Annotated in this window: 15 protein-coding genes; 1 reads left to right on the plus strand and 14 read right to left on the minus strand. The window is 60.0% G+C overall.

Annotated features, from left to right (window positions below; genetic code table 11):
- Positions 1-25: 25 nt before the first annotated feature.
- From BWI76_RS12545 to BWI76_RS12605, 13 genes are all read right to left on the minus strand, one after another.
- Complete coding sequence (locus tag BWI76_RS12545; protein WP_004139265.1) at positions 26-985, minus strand: YbgA family protein; 960 nt, start codon at positions 983-985, stop codon at positions 26-28.
- A 14-nt stretch (positions 986-999) separates the two neighbouring features.
- Positions 1,000-1,533, minus strand: a complete 534-nt coding sequence (locus BWI76_RS12550) for a DUF3833 domain-containing protein (protein WP_004139263.1) — start codon at positions 1,531-1,533, stop codon at positions 1,000-1,002.
- Positions 1,530-2,054 carry a hypothetical protein gene (locus BWI76_RS12555; RefSeq protein WP_004139261.1) on the minus strand — a complete coding sequence of 175 codons (525 nt, stop codon included), beginning with the start codon at positions 2,052-2,054 and terminating at the stop codon, positions 1,530-1,532. The genes BWI76_RS12550 and BWI76_RS12555 overlap by 4 nt, the downstream gene beginning before the upstream one ends.
- Entirely contained in the window at positions 2,051-2,536 is a 486-nt protein-coding gene (locus BWI76_RS12560) for a DUF2878 domain-containing protein (RefSeq protein WP_004139259.1), read from the minus strand. Before BWI76_RS12560 ends, BWI76_RS12555 begins: the two co-directional genes overlap by 4 nt.
- Positions 2,533-3,753, minus strand: coding sequence for an SAM-dependent methyltransferase (locus BWI76_RS12565; RefSeq protein ID WP_004139258.1), 1,221 nt, complete (start codon positions 3,751-3,753; stop codon positions 2,533-2,535). The genes BWI76_RS12560 and BWI76_RS12565 overlap by 4 nt, the downstream gene beginning before the upstream one ends.
- Complete coding sequence (locus BWI76_RS12570) at positions 3,750-4,472, minus strand: DUF1365 domain-containing protein (RefSeq protein ID WP_004139254.1); 723 nt, start codon at positions 4,470-4,472, stop codon at positions 3,750-3,752. The genes BWI76_RS12565 and BWI76_RS12570 overlap by 4 nt, the downstream gene beginning before the upstream one ends.
- 1 nt (position 4,473) lies before the next feature.
- On the minus strand, positions 4,474-5,733 hold the full coding sequence (locus BWI76_RS12575; RefSeq protein WP_049086786.1) for an NAD(P)/FAD-dependent oxidoreductase: 1,260 nt from the start codon (positions 5,731-5,733) through the stop codon (positions 4,474-4,476).
- The gene (locus BWI76_RS12580) at positions 5,730-6,449 is read right to left on the minus strand and encodes an SDR family NAD(P)-dependent oxidoreductase (protein ID WP_004139251.1); all 720 of its coding nucleotides are present in this window, start codon (positions 6,447-6,449) and stop codon (positions 5,730-5,732) included. The genes BWI76_RS12575 and BWI76_RS12580 overlap by 4 nt, the downstream gene beginning before the upstream one ends.
- Positions 6,446-6,880, minus strand: a complete 435-nt coding sequence (locus BWI76_RS12585) for a nuclear transport factor 2 family protein (RefSeq protein ID WP_049099291.1) — start codon at positions 6,878-6,880, stop codon at positions 6,446-6,448. Before BWI76_RS12585 ends, BWI76_RS12580 begins: the two co-directional genes overlap by 4 nt.
- A 264-nt stretch (positions 6,881-7,144) precedes the next feature.
- Positions 7,145-7,873, minus strand: a complete 729-nt coding sequence (locus BWI76_RS12590) for a MerR family transcriptional regulator (RefSeq protein WP_004139240.1) — start codon at positions 7,871-7,873, stop codon at positions 7,145-7,147.
- A gap of 99 nt (positions 7,874-7,972) precedes the next feature.
- Positions 7,973-8,317 carry a DUF1294 domain-containing protein gene (locus BWI76_RS12595; protein ID WP_004139238.1) on the minus strand — a complete coding sequence of 115 codons (345 nt, stop codon included), beginning with the start codon at positions 8,315-8,317 and terminating at the stop codon, positions 7,973-7,975.
- Positions 8,318-8,398: 81 nt separating this feature from the next.
- Positions 8,399-9,586: an MFS transporter gene (locus BWI76_RS12600; protein ID WP_024358377.1), complete on the minus strand. Its 1,188-nt coding sequence runs from the start codon at positions 9,584-9,586 to the stop codon at positions 8,399-8,401.
- Positions 9,587-9,718: 132 nt separating this feature from the next.
- Positions 9,719-10,855, minus strand: a complete 1,137-nt coding sequence (locus tag BWI76_RS12605; RefSeq protein WP_004139232.1) for an alpha/beta hydrolase — start codon at positions 10,853-10,855, stop codon at positions 9,719-9,721.
- A 162-nt stretch (positions 10,856-11,017) separates the two neighbouring features.
- Between BWI76_RS12605 and BWI76_RS12610 the strand changes: the two genes are divergently transcribed.
- Positions 11,018-11,902, plus strand: a complete 885-nt coding sequence (locus tag BWI76_RS12610) for a LysR family transcriptional regulator (RefSeq protein ID WP_004139230.1) — start codon at positions 11,018-11,020, stop codon at positions 11,900-11,902.
- Positions 11,903-11,967: 65 nt separating this feature from the next.
- On the opposite strand, the gene BWI76_RS12615 is transcribed toward BWI76_RS12610, so the two are convergent.
- Positions 11,968-12,879: a LysR family transcriptional regulator gene (locus BWI76_RS12615; protein ID WP_004139229.1), complete on the minus strand. Its 912-nt coding sequence runs from the start codon at positions 12,877-12,879 to the stop codon at positions 11,968-11,970.
- Positions 12,880-12,964: the final 85 nt, after the last annotated feature.

Genomic DNA, 12,964 nt, shown 5'->3' on the forward strand with positions numbered 1-12,964 from the left:
CAGCCTGTCCGCTCGCTCAGCCCTCTCAATGCACCGTCAGGCGCAGGGCCAGGTCCTGCGGGTAGGGGTCAAAGTAGTTCTGCGCCTGTAGGTAACGATCCGGATATTCGGCCAGATAGTGCTTAAGCAGCGTTATCGGCGCAAGGATGGGCAGCAGCCCGGAGCGATAGTTGAGGATCACCTCCCGCAGCTCGCCGCGCTGGCGGCTGTTCAGCTGGTTACGAAAGTAGCCCTGGATATGCATCAGCACGTTGGTGTGGTTTTTACGCGAGGCGGGCTGCTTGAGGATCGCCATCAGTTTATCGCGGTACACCGCAAAGAAAGCCTCCAGATCCTGCCACTCGTGGAGCGACGCAACGAACGGACCAATCTCGCGATACCCCGGCTGATGATGGGCCAGCAGCTGAAGTTTATAGCGACTATGAAAATCCAGCAGCGCACGACGCGTCAGGCCATTTTTGCGCAGGCTATTCAGCTCGTGCAGGGCGAAGACCCGCTCGACGAAGTTTTCACGCAGCGCAGGATCGTGCAGGCGACCATCCTCCTCAACCGGTAGCCAGGGGTATTTCTCCATCAGCGCGGCGGTAAACAATCCTGTGCCTTCTTTACGCCCGCGGTTGCCCTTTTCATCGTACAGACGCACGCGCTCCATGCCGCAGCTGGGCGATTTGGCGCAGACGATAAATCCCGACAGTTCGCCCAGCGTGGAGAGATGGGCGTTGGCAAAATCGGCCATCTTCTCCGTCACGTCGTCGTGCGGGGCATGGCTAAAGCGCATACGAAGCTCCCCCTCGGTCGTCTGCACCAGCCGCAGCGCCGGGCGCGGAACGGGCAGGCCGATAGCCATCTCCGGGCAGATGGGTTTAAACGCCACCCACTGCGCGAGCTCATCCATTACAAAGCCCATTCGCTTGTGCCCGCCGTCGAATCGCACGGCTGAACCGGTTAAACATCCGCTGATCCCAATGACAGGTTGCGTGTTCATGGCGTTGTCCTCTTTTAATGTACCGCTCGGGTGAAGAAAAGGGTCACCGTGGCGACGGTAATGCCGAATTTCTTCATCTCGGTTTTGTTGAACAGATGCGCATCGTCCTGCAGGAACATCCAGTCGTCGAAGTGCAGCAGCCAGGTGCTTCCGCTGGCCGTCACGTTCATGCTGTAGCGCCAGTGAAAAGCGTTGCCCGCCGCCTGGCCGGTCGCCACCCCGGCGATGTCGCCCGCGGTGCCTTCATAACGGTCGGCGCCGATACGGCGAATGCGCCATACCCGCTGCTGCTTTTCGCCATCGTCATAGACAAAGCGCTCGTGAAGCGTCAACGTGTCGCCAACCACGTCGCCGTCAATCGCCACGTGGAAGCGGCGCAGCTGCTTGCCGTTGCGATCCTGAACCATCCCCCAGGCTTCCGTTTTGCCCTGAAAGTAACGGAAAATGTCCAGTGCCGGCTGCTGCTGCCGATAGTCGGCGACTTCAGCGCTGCAGCCCGCCAGCGCCAGCATCAGCAGCGCGAGGCCAAGGGTCAGAATGCGTTTCATGGTGTACCTCCGATCAACTGCTGACGCAGTTTGGGATAGGTGGTGCCGGGATCGAGCCAGATAGCGAGAAAGCGCGTACTGAACGCTGCCGACTGGCGCGGCCCCAGCGCAGTAAACGTGGGCTGCGCGGCGCTGGCGCGATACCAGAACTGGCCCTCGCCGCCGCTCACCACGAACGCCAGCTGCGTGCCCGATGCGACGTCCGGCCAGAGTCCTCGCAGCATGCGCAGCCAGGCCTCGCTTTGCGGCTCCTGTTGCAGAATGCCCTGCGCCCGCCACTGGTCGCGGGTAGCCTCGACCAGCTCGTCGCGATCGATGCTGCGCTGATAGGTGATAATCAGCGCCCGATCCTGATGCGGGCCGTCATACCGGCCGTCCGGCGTGCGTAGCTGCGAGGTATAGACGGTGAAGGGCCCCCAACTGAGGGTCGCTTCGCCAACGCGGGGCCACTCCAGCCAGTCGGCTGCGTGAGCAACTGGAGAGAATGCCGCCAGCCACAGCAGTAATAAAGCCGTTCTCATTGCCGCCTCCCCATCACCATATGGAACACGAGCATCATTGCCAGCCAGCCGCAGGCCATCGCACCGAAGACAGCCGCCGTCGGCGCCAGCAAAGTCATCGCTCCCAGATAGGCGCCGAGCAGGTATGCCGTCGGGCCGCCAAAGGCCGCCGCCAGGGCCAGCAGCCATCCTGGCAACGTCGCGGCACAGGTCAGGCGGATCCAGACGACGGCGAACATCAGCCACAGCGCGGCCATCCACAGGGGCAGCAGGGTATCGCCGTTAAAATCGACCAGTCCCGATAGCGCCCAGATCGTATCCAGCCCGCAGCCCGCGGCGGCCAGCAGCAGCGCAGACGCACGGTATTCTGGCGGTAGCCGTAGCCAGCAGAGGATTGCCAGCGCCAGCCAGATGAACAGACCGCGCTCGCGAAACAGCACCACCAGCGTCCAGTAGAGGTCGAACGCGATGGCCGTCAGCAGGAGCGACGCCGGGCGATTCATACCCGCTCCGCGGTGAGCTGTACAACGCTGATGGTGCGGGCGTTAAACCCGGCTTCGCAGTAGCCGAAGTAGTAGAGCCACATGCGGCGGAAGCGGTCATCAAAGCCGAGCTTCTCAATGTCCTGCCAGGCGTGGGTAAAACGCTGGCGCCAGTGGGCCAGGGTGCGGGCGTAGTCCGGTCCCATATCAAACAGATCGCGCACCACAAAATCGGTATGCCGCGTCATCAGTTCGTTCATTACGGTGATGCTGGGCAGAAAGCCGCCGGGGAAGATGTAGCGCTGAATAAAATCGACGCTTTTGCTGTAATCGCGATAGCGCTGATCCTGGATGGTGATGGCCTGGATCGCCATTCTTCCCCCCGGACGCAGGAGCGCCTGGCAGGTGCGAAAGAAAGCCGGCAGATAGCGCTGTCCCACGGCTTCAATCATCTCCACCGACAGCAGCTTGTCATACTGGCCGGTGAGATCGCGGTAATCGCAGAGCAGCACCTCGACGCGATCCTCCAGCCCGGCGCGGGCAATTCGCGCTTTGGCCCACTGGAACTGTTCCTGTGACAGGGTGGTGGTGGTGACCCGGCAGCCGTAGTGGCGGGCGGCGTATTCGGCCATCGCTCCCCAGCCGGTGCCAATCTCCAGCAGACGATCGCCGGGCGTAAGCGCCAGGCGATCGCACAGGCGCGCCATTTTGGCCCGCTGAGCCTGGGTCAGATCCTGGCCGTCGTCGGTAAACAGCGCGCTGGAGTAGAGCAGTTCGTCGTCAAGAAAGTGGGCGTAAAAGTCGTTACCCAAATCGTAATGGGCGGCAATGTTCTCCCGCGCCTGCGCGCGCGAGTTGCGGCGCGTCCAGTGGCGTAGCCGCGCCACGGGTTTGCCGAGCAGGCGGAAGCCGCGCTCCAGTCGTCCCAGCACCTGGCCATTACGCGCCAGGATCTGCAGCAGCTGCGTCAACTGCTGGCTCTCCCAGTCGCCGTCCATCCACGCCTCCGCGGCAGCGAGGCTGCCGCCGGTCAATAAGCGCCAGTAGACGTCCGCGGAAAGCACCCGCGCCTCGGCGCGCAGCGCGGCGGCGGGGTCGCCAAAATGAAAGGTCTGCGCCCCTTCGCGCACGGTGAGCGAACCTTCGCGAATGCCGCTCAACAGACGAAAGAGCAACCAGCGCGCGATACGCACGTTGCGCGGAATATCGGGTTCAAGCGCAAAGACGGGATCGGTCATGAGCGTTCACTCCTGCTGACAGGATGGTTATACAGCGGCACGCGCTTGAGCCACAGCCGCAGCGCCTGCCAGTAGATCGCGAGGACGGTTTTCAGCGTCATCAACGGAATGCGCAGCAGCAGCCCGCGCAGGCTGGCGCGCGTCAAAGGCACGCGGCTCAGGGCCAGCGTGGCGTCGAAGATTTTGGCGGTCTGATGGTTCTCAATATGCATGTGCAGCGTTTTACCCGGGCTGTTAAAGCGCCAGCAGTAGACCATGTCCATCGGGTTAAACGGGGAGACGTGAAACGCTTTCGCCAGCGGGTGCGCCCGTTGACCGTCTACCGCGTAGTAATGACGCTCATTCCACGGCGTGTTGCGTACTTCGGCCAGCACCCAGCGCAGGGCGCCGGCGCCGTCATAGCAGTAGTAAAAGTTGACCGGATTAAAATGAAAGCCCAGGTAGCGCAGCTGGGTCAGCAGCATGACGCGGCCCTCCGGGCGGCAGCCGGTCAGACTTTCCAGGCGGTTCAGAACCTGCTGTTTTAACGGCGTGCCCAGCGGATAATCCGCATCGTAAAAGGCGGCGGCGGCAAACCGATTGCGGCGGATGCCGACGGCCGCGAGCGCATCCAGTTCGTCCAGGTCGAGCCAGGCCATAAAGATGCGATAGCGAAAGTGGTGCGCCTTCGGCTGGAGACGGCGGTGGCGTAATACGCCCTCATAGAGGCAGCTGTTCATTTCAGAAGTTCTCCGCCGCCGCGATGCCGTTGACCACATCGAGGGCGCTGCGCACGCCATCTTCATGAAAACCGTTATACCAGTACGCGCCGCAGAACCAGCTCCGCTGGCGGCCGTTAATCTCCTCGCGGCGCATCTGGGCGGACCAGCTTTGCGGATTAAACAGCGGATGTTCATAGACCATGCGCTTCCAGACGAAGCGCGGGTCCACCGGCGTTGGCGGATTGAGGGTGACGCAGAACAGCGGGGCGTCGGCGGGCAGGCCCTGAAGAATATTCATGTTATAGGTGACGCAGGCGCTGGCCTGATCCTGCTCGCTCAGGCGATAGTTCCAGCTGGCCCAGGCGCGCTTGCGCGTCGGCAGCCAGCGGGGATCGCTATGCAGGACCACTTCATTTTGCTGCCAGCCGATATCTCCCAGAATCTCGCGTTCGGCGGAGGTCGGGTCCGCCAGCATGGCCAGCGCCTGGGCCGAGTGGCAGGCGAAGATCGCCTGATCGAAATGCTGCTCCCCCGATGCCAGCTGGAGCGTGACGCCCTCCTGGCGACGGATAACGTTTTGCACCGGCGCATTGAGGCGAAGGCGCAGGCGATCGCCACGCTGAGCCAGCAGGGCGCGCACGTATTCGCGCGAGCCGCCGGGCACCACGTACCATTGCGGACGCTGGCGGATATCGAGCAGGCCGTGGTTTTCAAAAAAGCGCAGAAACAGCGCCAGCGGGAAGCGGCGCATCTCCTGCAGCGATGAAGACCAGATAGCGGCGCCCATCGGCAGAATGTAATGGCGAGCGAAAAAGGGGCTAAAGCGGTGCCGCTCAAGGAAGGTCTGTAGCGTGGCGCCCGGGTCGAACGCCCCCGCCAGAGCCTGTTTCGCCTGACGATTAAAGCGGACGATCTCCGTCAGCAATCCCCAGAAGGCCGGCTTTACCAGGTTGCGCCGCTGGGCGAAAAGCGAGCTCAGGCTGTGGCCGTTATACTCCAGCCCGCTCTGCGGGTTGTGTACCGAGAAGCTCATTTGCGTTTTTTGACCGCTGAGTCCCAGCTCGCTGAGCAGCCCCATAAAGCGCGGATAGGTGCGATCGTTGTAAACGATGAACCCGGTATCGATGGCCCATGTGCCCTGCGGCGTGGCGATATCCACCGTGGCGGTGTGTCCCCCCGGCGTGGATGCCGCTTCGAACAGGGTGACCTGGTGTTGTCCGGCAAGGCGCCAGGCGCAGGTCAGACCGGCAATGCCGCTGCCAATAATCGCGATATTCATGAGCGTACCATCCTGCGCAACAGTAGGCGTTGCAGACCTTCGGGAAGCCCTGCCAGCAGGCGCAGGAGCATGCCAAAGCCTGTCGGGAAGACGATATGATTTTTACCTTTCGCCAGACCGCGGCGAATCGCCTTTACCGCGTGCTCCACGCTCACCTGGCCGGGCATGGAAAAATCGTTTTTGCGCGTCAGCGGGGTATCGACGAATCCCGGCGAGACCACCGTGATGGCAATGCCTTTCGGCTCCCAGTCCAGGCGCAGGCTGTTGGCAAACCAGGTTAACGCCGCTTTGGAGGCGCCATACGCCTCGGCGCGAGGAAAGGGCAGCCAGTGCGCCATTGAACTTACCAGCACCACGCGATTGCCGACAGACAGCTGCGGCTGAAGCGCCTCCAGGCAGTTCACCGGCCCGAGAAAGTTGGTGGCGATCGTCCGTTCCACCAGCGCGGCATCTACCGTTCCGTGGTCGAGGTATTCGCAGGTCCCGGCGCAGAGAATGATCAGATCGGCCCGGCACTCCGCGAGCGCCTGGCGACAGGACTCCCTGTCTGTCATATCAAATGAGCGGAGGCTGATGTTGGGGCTGTGCCGCTGTAGCGCTGCCAGACGCGACGGATCGCGACCGCAGGCGATGACGGGGTGGCCGTCCGCGGCGAAGGATTTGGCGAGTCCGGCGCCAATCCCGGAGCTGGCGCCGGTGATAAGCACCGTCATCATGTCCGCACCCTCCGCTTGACGCCGCGTACCGCCCAGCCCAGCAGGGGAAGATGTTCGTACAGCATCTCCCCGGCGTCGTAGTAGTCGCGCTGGTGAATAATCCGCTCCTCTTCAACCGTAACCATCGAGCAGCCCGCAAGTTCTAACGCCTTCCCGCCGGCCAGGCGCGGATGCGACCAGTGCATGGTCCAGGCGACGGCAAACCGCTGAGCGTTGCAGACCGGCGTATCGATGTCGAAACGGCACCGCGCCACGTTGGCTAACAGATGGGAAAAATACCCCTGGATCGCGGACAGCCCCCGATGCTGGCCAAACGGATCGATCAGTACGGCATTCGCATGATAGAGCGCGGCCAGCGCCGAGGGCGGCTGGGTATCCAGCATGGCGTAGTACTCAGTAAAACGACTGAGAACGGAGGGCGAAGGACTCATGGCTCACATCCAGAGTGAATCAATATAGCGTATTTAAAACTTACACAATTAATAATATTTGTCCAAGTTTTGGTTGGAGTATTTTTTATTTTTATTAAAAATCAGATGGTTATTTTTATCTTTGCAGCGCAGGTTTTGAGGCTTTAGCGAGAGGCGAAAGGGTATGTCCGCCGCGCCTTACGCGGACAGGGGGGCGCATTTTACGTACAGAGGATCGGTTTACGGGGGATATGACGAAGGACGTGTTAGCCGCGGTGCACTAAATTACAGCGCGACAATCTCCAGAGAGACCACCTGCTGCTGCCAGCGTTCGACCTGCTTCTGGCGAGCAGGAGAGAGTTTACCGGTCGTCACCAGCAGCCATTTGCGCTCCGGCAGGATCTCCGGCGCCAGGGTTGCGGGGGGCGCCGGAAGGACGTCGATGCGGTGGCCCTGTCCGGTGCGTTTGAGCGCTTCAAGCCAGATTTCGCAGGCGTCTGTCAGGTGCCAGCCGGTGATCAAATAGTTATCGCCGGGCGCCTTTTTGTCCCCTTCGAGGCAGAAGGAGGTGTAGGCGATGATGATACCGTCGAGGATTTCGCGCAGCGTCATAATTGCCGGTACATTGGCGGAGACCTGGCTGCGCAGCGGGCGCAGCACCTCGGTGACCAGCTCGGGGCGAGGGGATTCGCGCCCGGCGTCGTAAATCAGCTGGCGCAGGGATTCGATTTTCCCCTCTTTCAGGCGCTGGAGCATGTTCTCCTGCAAGGTGAGCCAGTTATTCGTCCGCCGCGCGCCGGGACGCGCCAGCAGGGGTTTCACCTGGCTGACGGGAACCCCTTTTTTGACCCAGTCGAGAATTTTAAGCGCCTGCTGGATATCGTCATCGTTGTACAGGCGATGGCCGCCATCGGTGCGCTGTGGCTTAAGGAGGCCGTAGCGACGCTGCCAGGCGCGGAGCGTCGTCGCGTTAATGCCGCAAAGCTGCGCAAATTCACCGATGGAGTAGGTCATAAGGGACACCTGATAATCAACAATACTCTCAATATACTACGAATAGCGGCGGGTTGAGTGCATTCCCGCGCTTTTGCAAGCCGTTAGCCTCGCCAAAACTTAGTGAAAAGAAAAAGGAGAGAACACATAAATCGCCGCCATCCCTGCGAGACTGGCGATCGCGCTGATGATGAACCAGGTCCTGAACGGCTGCTTTTGCGTTTTGTGGCGGAACAGCTGCTGACCCGCTATTGCGCCAGCCCAGCCGCCCACGAACCCAAACACCAGCAACGTGGACTCCGGTACCCTGTGCCAGGCCCTGCGCGCCGCCATTTTATCCACGCCGTAAATCGCTAGCGTCAGGACGTTGACCAGCAGGAGCCAAATAGCAAAGGGCCAGGACGTAAAAATGCTGCCGATCGCCGCAGCGATCAGGAGCAAATAACAACACCGATTGAGATTCATATTTTTAGCCGCAGTTTTTCAGCGAGTATTGAAACCGCATTATACGCACGACCCGCGGCGAGAAAAACCCGCGGCCTTAGCCTACTTCCTCGCCTGGCGGCCGGTGAGCGCCGTTATTCCGACCGCGGCAAGCAGCAATATTCCACTTAATCCAAAAGCGCTTTGCCACCCCATGCGGTCAAATACCACGCCTCCTGCCGTCGAACCCAGCGCAATCGACAGCTGAATCACGGCGACCATCAATCCGCCACCCGCTTCCGCGTCGTCGGGCAGCGTCCGCGCTATCCACGTCCACCAGCCGGTTGGCGCCGCCGTCGCCAGCATTCCCCACAGGCTTAACAGAATGGCTACGGCCCAGGCGTGGTGTCCTGCCAGCAGCAACGTTCCGGCAATCGCGGCCATCAGTAAGGGGAGGGTGATTAAGGTCTGATAAAATCGGGCAGTGAGGAGTGGTGAAACGCCCAGGGTGCCGATAAAACCCGCGATGCCTATCGCGAGCAAAATCAGGGACAGGCCAGAGGCGCTGACGCCGGTTACCGTTTCCAGAAACGGCCGCACGTAGGTAAAGAGGGTAAACTGCCCCATAAAGAAGAGTCCGCAGGCCAGCAGGCCGATAGCGATGATGGGCGTTCTGAACAGGCGAAGCGCGGAGCCGCGCGGCCGGCTCGCGTTATCGCTTGCCATCGCGGGCAGGCTGACGCACTGCCAGATGAAGGCGGCTATCGCCAGCGGCGCCAGGCATAAAAAGGCGCCGCGCCAGCCGACGGTTGACCCCAGGTAGCTGCCCAGCGGCGCCGCCACGACGGTCGCCAGCGCGTTACCGCCATTGAAAATCGCCAGCGCGCGGGGAACCTGGCGCTGCGGCACCAGCCTGATGGCGGTGGCCGCCGACATCGACCAGAATCCACCGATGACGATACCAATCAGGGCCCTTCCCGCCATATAAACCGCATAGCTGGACGCCAGCGCGACAATCAAACCCGACGCCGCCATCAGAACCGTCAGCCCCAGCAGGAGATATTTACGATTCAGGCTCCCGGCAAGGTTGGCGATAGTCAGGCTGGTCAGGACCGCCAGGGCGCCGGAAATCGCAATGCCCTGGCCTGCCAGCCCCTCGGTGACGTTTAAATCTCTGGCAATCGGCGTCAGCAGGCTGACCGGCATAAATTCGGAAGCGATGAGGACAAAAACGCACAGCGTCATGGCAAATACGCCGCCCCAGTGGGCGTGTGCTGGCGTGGGGGGGGTAGTACGGCTCAGTGTGGACATGATCTGCATCCCGGAATATTTTCCCGGCCCGCTTCAGGCGCGGCCGGATCAGACGCTATTGATGAAAACGTGGATAAAGGTAAAGCGCGGGCGATGGAACGCCGCCCGCGAATTTCGAACGGCTTTCGGTCGTTATCTCAGGCTGGTTTTGAAAAACTGTTCAAATTTGGCAAACGGAATTTTACCGGCCGCATTGTCATAGAGATCGACATGGTTCGCGCCGGGGACGATTATCAGCTCTTTCTCTTTGCTGCCGATGGCCTTAAAGGCGTCTTCGGCAAAATAGCGGGAATGCGCTTTTTCGCCGGTCACGATCAGCGTCGGGATGGTGACTTCACTGGCATAGCTCAGCAGCGGCATATTCATAAACGACAGCGGCATGGTCGCATTCCACGCGCCGGTTGAGTTGACGGAGCGGGCGTGGAAACCGCGCGGCATCCGGTAATAGTCAAAAAACTCTTTCAAAACCGGGTTCGGGTTGGCGGGTAAGGTTTCTGGCAAGATACGATCGCCCGCGCTGGCGTTGCCTTTCTCATCGACGTAAATATCATGTCCGCCCGGCGCGTAGGCGCCGTTTTCCGCATCCTTCCAGCGCTGTTCGTTGAGGTAGCGCAGTACGGCGCGGCGATCGGCGGTGGTATAGCGATCTTTACCGTCGCCAACGCCATGGCCCATCGCGCGGCTCATGTCGTACATGACGCTGGTGGCCACCGCTTTCACGCGGGTATCCATCGCGGCGTCGTTTAGCGCCATGCCGCCCCAGCCGCAAATGCCGAGCAGCCCGATACGGTTGCGGTCCACCTCGCTTTGCAGACCTAAGAAATCGACCGCCGCGCTGAAATCTTCGGTGTTGATATCCGCAGAGGCAACGTTACGCGGATAGCCGCCGCTTTCGCCCGTATAAGAAGGATCGAAGGCCAGGGTGACAAAACCCTGTTCCGCCAGGATCTGCGCATAGAGGCCGCTGGACTGCTCTTTCACCGCGCCGAAGGGACCGCTGACTGCGATCGCCGCCAGCTTACGCTCGCCGCGATCTTTTGGAATGTAGAGATCGCCGACCAGGGTGATTCCGTAGCGGTTCGGGAAGCTCACCTTACGGTGATCGACTTTCGCGCTTTCCGCGAAGGTTTTGTCCCATTTTTCGACCATCGAAACGGGCGCGTTTGGATGAATGGTATCGGCATAGCTCATGGTAGTGACTCCACTGAATGATGCGCATAGCAGCATGGCAGGCATGGCGGCCGTCAGTTTTCTGGCGAATGCTTTCATCAATATTTCCCCTAAAACAGGTTCCAGGTACAGGTTGCATACGGGCAACGCTGCGGTGTTTTGTTGCCATGCGCCGATTATAGTTAGCAGTAATGGTGCTGATTAGAGGGTGAATAATGCTAAGATTGATATCATATTGTTATGAATGGCGGGAAGGAAACGATGGCGAAACGGGAAAACTATAACGATCTGTACCTGTTTATGCTGGTGGTGCGGGAGGGCAGTTTTACCGCCGCGGCGCAGCGGCTTGGACTGGCGCAATCCGGCGTCAGCCGTTCCGTTCGTGAACTGGAAGAGCGGCTGGGCGTGCAGCTTCTGGTGCGTACCACCCGCAAACTTTCGCTCACCCAGGCGGGCGAGCAGCTCTATCGAACCGTCGAATCCGGCTTTGATGCGTTAGACTCGGGGCTATCCACGCTGGCGTATTATCGCCATACCCCGTCCGGTACCGTCCGCATCAATGCCAGCCAGCACGCCATTGATAAAGTGCTGCTGCCGAAGCTGGCGGTCTTTAAACAACGCTATCCTGATATCCGCCTGGAACTGATCAGCGAAAGCCGGTTTGTCGATATTATCGCGGAGCGGTTTGATGCCGGGGTGCGTCTGGGGCCGGAAGTCGGCGGCGGCATGGTGGCGGTGCGCATTTCGCCCGATATGGAGATGGTTGTTGTCGGCACGCCCGAGCATTTTCGCCGCTACGGCTTTCCGCAAACGCCCGCGGATTTAGTGATTCATCCCTGCATCGCCTATCAGTTTGGCGACGGCAGCCTGTACGCCTGGGAGCTCGATCAGGACGGTAAAAAAATCACCCACCGTCCGCAGGGGCAGTGGGCCTTTGCTGATAGCTATATGGAGGCAAAAGCCGCCAGGTTGGGTCTGGGTCTGGCTTATGTCCCGCAGGAGCTGGTCGCCGACGACTTAGAGCGAGGCGCGCTTATCAGAGTTTTGCAACGCTACAGCCAGCGGCTGGAAGGCTCTTTTCTCTATTATCCCCATCGCAACGTGTCGCCCGCGCTGCGGGCGGTGATTGATACCCTGAGAATTTAAGCCGTCAATCCTGAGGGGCGTAACCTTCTCCGGGGGCACGTTCTGGTTGATGACAGGCGCTACCGTTACTGTTTAACGTCGCATCGCGCCTTTTGTAATAAGCTCTCTAGCCACTCGGTAAACGCCCGCACTTTGCGTGAGAGATGGCGGTGCGGGTACAAGAGTGACAGTTTGCGATCGGGGGAGGGATTGTCGGGTAAGACTTCCACCAAAAGGCCGCGGTCGAGATAAGGCTGTAAAAACAGGTTCATCCCCTGGACTAATCCCAGCCCCGCCAGGCCTGCCGATAAATAGGTTTCAGAGTTATCGATGACCAGCTTACCGGGAAGCGTCATTTCGGCGATACCTTCTGGCGTCGCAAAGGTCCACGGCATAATTTGCCGGCTGCTGCTGTTAACCCAGTTGATAGCCTGATGATCCTGCAAATCCTCCAGCGTTTGCGGCGCGCCGTGGCTCGCAATATAGGCCGGGCTGGCGCAGGTCGTCATTTTGATGCTGCCCAACTTGCGGGCGATATAGTCCCCGTCGTCCAGTTCTCCCACCCGCAGCAGGCAGTCAAGCCCATCGCGCAGCATATCCTGACGACGGTCTGAGCTACTGAGGATGATTTCGACGCCAGGATGCTGACGATAAAAATCAGGCAGATGGGGAACGACCAATAACGTCGCAAAAGCGACAGGCATGTCGACTCGCAGCTGGCCGTGCAATACCCGGTCTGTACTAAACGATTCCAGCAACGCATCCGCCTGGGAGAGCAAAGGTTTGCTCTGACGGTAAAACGCTTCCCCGTCAGGCGTCAGGTTAATACGACGCGTTGTTCGCTGCAGCAAACGCGTGCCGCAGTGCTGCTCAAGCAGCTGCAAGGCTTTCGTAACGGCGGGACGATGAATCTGCAGGTGCTCCGCCGCCTGAGTAAAACTGCCCGCCTCGACAATTTCAATAAAAATGCGAATCGATTCAAAGAGATTTATTTGCATAGCTGGCTTCTTTTGCCCACATCGGGAGATTTTATTGTTACTGATTTTATAATAGTGATGAAATTTTTTGGCTATTTTTCTAAAT

The organism is Klebsiella sp. M5al (genome assembly GCF_002090195.1).
GTDB classification, from domain to species: Bacteria; Pseudomonadota; Gammaproteobacteria; order Enterobacterales; family Enterobacteriaceae; genus Klebsiella; species Klebsiella grimontii.

Excerpts from the sequence above, each read along its gene's own strand:
- BWI76_RS12545 (WP_004139265.1), bottom strand. The coding sequence starts at position 985 with ATGAACACGCAACCTGTCATTGGGATCAGCGGATGTTTAACCGGTTCA.
- BWI76_RS12550 (WP_004139263.1), bottom strand. The coding sequence starts at position 1,533 with ATGAAACGCATTCTGACCCTTGGCCTCGCGCTGCTGATGCTGGCGCTG.
- BWI76_RS12555 (WP_004139261.1), bottom strand. The coding sequence starts at position 2,054 with ATGAGAACGGCTTTATTACTGCTGTGGCTGGCGGCATTCTCTCCAGTT.
- BWI76_RS12560 (WP_004139259.1), bottom strand. The coding sequence starts at position 2,536 with ATGAATCGCCCGGCGTCGCTCCTGCTGACGGCCATCGCGTTCGACCTC.
- BWI76_RS12565 (WP_004139258.1), bottom strand. The coding sequence starts at position 3,753 with ATGACCGATCCCGTCTTTGCGCTTGAACCCGATATTCCGCGCAACGTG.
- BWI76_RS12570 (WP_004139254.1), bottom strand. The coding sequence starts at position 4,472 with ATGAACAGCTGCCTCTATGAGGGCGTATTACGCCACCGCCGTCTCCAG.
- BWI76_RS12575 (WP_049086786.1), bottom strand. The coding sequence starts at position 5,733 with ATGAATATCGCGATTATTGGCAGCGGCATTGCCGGTCTGACCTGCGCC.
- BWI76_RS12580 (WP_004139251.1), bottom strand. The coding sequence starts at position 6,449 with ATGATGACGGTGCTTATCACCGGCGCCAGCTCCGGGATTGGCGCCGGA.
- BWI76_RS12585 (WP_049099291.1), bottom strand. The coding sequence starts at position 6,880 with ATGAGTCCTTCGCCCTCCGTTCTCAGTCGTTTTACTGAGTACTACGCC.
- BWI76_RS12590 (WP_004139240.1), bottom strand. The coding sequence starts at position 7,873 with ATGACCTACTCCATCGGTGAATTTGCGCAGCTTTGCGGCATTAACGCG.
- BWI76_RS12595 (WP_004139238.1), bottom strand. The coding sequence starts at position 8,317 with ATGAATCTCAATCGGTGTTGTTATTTGCTCCTGATCGCTGCGGCGATC.
- BWI76_RS12600 (WP_024358377.1), bottom strand. The coding sequence starts at position 9,586 with ATGTCCACACTGAGCCGTACTACCCCCCCCACGCCAGCACACGCCCAC.
- BWI76_RS12605 (WP_004139232.1), bottom strand. The coding sequence starts at position 10,855 with ATGAAAGCATTCGCCAGAAAACTGACGGCCGCCATGCCTGCCATGCTG.
- BWI76_RS12610 (WP_004139230.1), top strand. The coding sequence starts at position 11,018 with ATGGCGAAACGGGAAAACTATAACGATCTGTACCTGTTTATGCTGGTG.
- BWI76_RS12615 (WP_004139229.1), bottom strand. The coding sequence starts at position 12,879 with ATGCAAATAAATCTCTTTGAATCGATTCGCATTTTTATTGAAATTGTC.